The following is a 3103-nucleotide window of genomic DNA, read 5'->3' as shown; positions in this document are numbered from 1 at the left end:
TTATAGTTTCACTTTATAACAATCTCATTCACTTCTTTCTTCACCTAATTAAGCAATTGAAATGCATAGGACATTAATTTATTTGTTTCTGTAAAACGTTTTGTTTTACTTTTTGTCCCCATAACAACTGTAATAATGCGATTATCGCCTTGTTTTGCAGTACCTGTAAAACAATACCCTGCGCTATCTGTAAATCCTGTTTTTAATCCGTCTATTCCTTCTATATATAAAGCTTTATTATTTTTGTTTAACATCTCATTTGTGTTTGTAACATTAATATTATTAAATGCTAACTGACTTTGACGTAAGTGAGTCACTTCTAATATCTCTGGGTAGTCTTTTATAAGATGATACGCTAACTTTGCTACGTCAGCTGCTGTCATTTTTGTTTCACTTCCGTCGGGCTCCTGTAATCCGGAAGCATTCGCAAATTTAGCTTTATCTGACATTTCTAACTGCTGGGCTTTTTCATTCATAAGTTGAACAAAGTTTTTTTCTGTCTTAGCTACATGTTCTGCTAAAGCGACAGCCGAATTATTAGCCGATTCAATCATTAACGCATGATATAAGTCTTTAACAGTTAATGTATCATTTACTTGCATTGGGATTTTTGCACCCTCTGTTTGTGCCGATTTCGCACTTATTTTCACTGGATCTTCCCAGCGGAATTTCCCATTATGTATACTCTCTAAAACGAGATATGCTGTCATCATTTTTGACATACTAGCAGGGGCAACAGCTTCATTTTCATTATTTTGATAAATAACATCTCCATTACTCGCATCGATAATAATAGCTGCTTTTGCATCAATTTCTGGTGGTATATATTTTGGTGGAACTACTTTTTCAGATAGCCCTGTTTTAGGTAGCTCTGCCACTTGTAAAGGCTGAGTATCTACATTTGTTTCACTCTTTTGAACTCCTTGGAAAAAGAACCAACATATACCCAGAATCACTACTAATAGGATTGTTAATCTTCCCCATTTTAACCACTTCATTCTAAAACTCCTTTAGCAAACCTTTTATACACTCATGTTTAACCATAACAACAATTACTTTATATCGTCAAGGTAAAAAGCATATTTATTCATCTACAGCAATTATAATTTCAACCTCTTTCTCTTTTCATGTATGTTACACTAAAAACAACGAAATATAAGAATATTCAATAAAACCCAAATAGAAAAACACTATATAATAGAAAGGATTTATACAAATGGCACTTCCAAAAGCATTAAAATATGGCGATACAATTGGCATCTACTCTCCCTCTTCACCAGTAACCTATACTTCTCCAAAAAGATTTGAGCGAGCAAAATTATACCTACAAAAGAAAGGATTTCATATATTAGAAGGTTCACTAACAGGTCAATATGATTATTATCGTTCAGGGAGCATTAAAGATCGTGCTGAGGAACTAAATGACTTGATTAGAAACCCTAACGTTTCTTGTATCATGTCGACAATTGGGGGAATGAATTCAAATTCATTATTACCTTATATTGATTATGCTTCTTTTCAAAAAAAACCTAAAATAATGATTGGCTATTCCGACGCAACAGCATTATTACTAGGAATTTATGCAAAAACAGGAATTCCTACATTTTATGGTCCAGCACTCGTTCCTTCTTTTGGTGAATTTGAGCCTTTCGTAGATTGCACATACAAATATTTTGCGGATACTTTATTAACTGATCAACACCTTCCTTACAACATAAACCAGCCGTTATTTTGGTCAGATGAATTTATTAATTGGGAAGAAAAAACGAAAGAAAAAGATCTTCGACCGAACAATTGGATTTCAGTAATTGGCGGAAAAGCTACTGGACGTATTATTGGTGGGAATTTAAACACTTTACAAGGTATTTGGGGCAGCCCCTATATGCCACATATTCAAGAAGGTGACATTCTCTTTATTGAAGATAGTTCAAAAGATGCAGCTACTATCGAAAGAAGTTTTTCATTACTTAAAATTAACGGCGTTTTTGATAAAGTTTCAGGTATCATCCTTGGAAAACATGAGCAATTTGATGATTGTGGTACAAATAGAAAACCTTACGAAATATTATTAGAAGTATTACAAAATCAAAAACTTCCTTTTCTAGCCGATTTTGATTGTTGTCATACTCATCCAATGATTACTTTGCCCATAGGTATTCAAGTAGCGATGGATGCAACAAATAAAACAATACAAATTATAGAACAGTGGAAAATCTAACTCTACTACCTCTATTTCAACTCTATAGCTACGTAGGGCCTTCTATTGTTTTACATTAGAAGACATGATACTATATATTTTGGAATGTGAAGGAATAAACAAAAATCATTTCAATATGCCTTTTATATATAATAAGAAGCTATTGATTATATACATCGTGTTTACATACATGTATATAAATGTAAAAGAGAGTGAATATATGAAACCAACTATTAAAAACTATGTATTTTTACATGTGGCCTTCTTGATATATTCTATCATTATGGTTTACATGAAATGGGCATCTCAATTCCCTATTGCATCAATTTCATTTTTTATTGCTTACTTCGGACTTGTTGTACTTTTATTCGGATATGCAATTCTATGGCAACAAGTCATTAAGAATTTTGAAATTTCTAGAGCATATTCACACCGTGGGATTATAATACTATGGTCAATGCTTTGGTCAGTATTCCTATTTGGAGATACGATACAGTGGAATCACATACTTGGCGCAGCTATTATTATCGTCGGAATTGTGGTGGTGACAAAAGATGAATAGTTATATGTTATTATTGATTTTCGGGATAATTTTAGCCAATTACTCACAAATATTATTAAAAAAGGCTACTTTACAACAATACGATTCTAGAATAAAAGAATATGTGAATCCTTATGTTATCATCGGCTACTTTTTATTTGTAATTAATGCCGGATTAAATGTGATTGCCTTAAAAGGCTTGGCATTAAAGCAAGCATCTGCATTAGAATCATTAAGTTATATTATTATATTAATTTTCAGTTGGTACTTCCTAGGTGAAAAAATAACGAAACGAAAAATCATTGGCAACATTATTATTGTCATTGGTGTGATCGTCTATTGTATACAATAGTAAAAAGATCCGT

Annotated in this window: 4 protein-coding genes; 3 read left to right on the top strand and 1 reads right to left on the bottom strand. The window is 32.3% G+C overall.

The genetic code is table 11. The annotated features are described in order from the left end of the window. Positions 1-44: 44 nt before the first annotated feature. Positions 45-998, bottom strand: coding sequence for a D-alanyl-D-alanine carboxypeptidase family protein (locus tag V7038_RS25525; RefSeq protein WP_002202348.1), 954 nt, complete (start codon positions 996-998; stop codon positions 45-47). Between the two features lie 218 nt (positions 999-1216). Between V7038_RS25525 and V7038_RS25520 the strand changes: the two genes are divergently transcribed. From V7038_RS25520 to V7038_RS25510, 3 genes are all read left to right on the top strand, one after another. Beyond that, positions 1217-2218: a S66 family peptidase gene (locus tag V7038_RS25520; RefSeq protein WP_002202349.1), complete on the top strand. Its 1002-nt coding sequence runs from the start codon at positions 1217-1219 to the stop codon at positions 2216-2218. Between the two features lie 199 nt (positions 2219-2417). Next, positions 2418-2759, top strand: coding sequence for an EamA family transporter (locus V7038_RS25515; RefSeq protein WP_002086172.1), 342 nt, complete (start codon positions 2418-2420; stop codon positions 2757-2759). Beyond that, complete coding sequence (locus tag V7038_RS25510; protein ID WP_002200850.1) at positions 2752-3090, top strand: EamA family transporter; 339 nt, start codon at positions 2752-2754, stop codon at positions 3088-3090. The genes V7038_RS25515 and V7038_RS25510 overlap by 8 nt, the downstream gene beginning before the upstream one ends. The last annotated feature ends 13 nt before the right edge of the window (positions 3091-3103 follow it).

The organism is Bacillus sp. JJ783 (genome assembly GCF_036963225.1).
In the GTDB taxonomy this organism is placed as follows: Bacteria; Bacillota; Bacilli; order Bacillales; family Bacillaceae_G; genus Bacillus_A; species Bacillus_A cereus_U.
Note: the sequence above shows the minus strand (reverse complement) of the source record. Positions and strands in the feature narration are given on the sequence as shown.

Bases quoted from the DNA above. Each gene is read 5' to 3' on its own strand.
- V7038_RS25525 (WP_002202348.1), bottom strand. From the start codon at position 998: ATGAAGTGGTTAAAATGGGGAAGATTAACAATCCTATTAGTAGTGATT.
- V7038_RS25520 (WP_002202349.1), top strand. From the start codon at position 1,217: ATGGCACTTCCAAAAGCATTAAAATATGGCGATACAATTGGCATCTAC.
- V7038_RS25515 (WP_002086172.1), top strand. From the start codon at position 2,418: ATGAAACCAACTATTAAAAACTATGTATTTTTACATGTGGCCTTCTTG.
- V7038_RS25510 (WP_002200850.1), top strand. From the start codon at position 2,752: ATGAATAGTTATATGTTATTATTGATTTTCGGGATAATTTTAGCCAAT.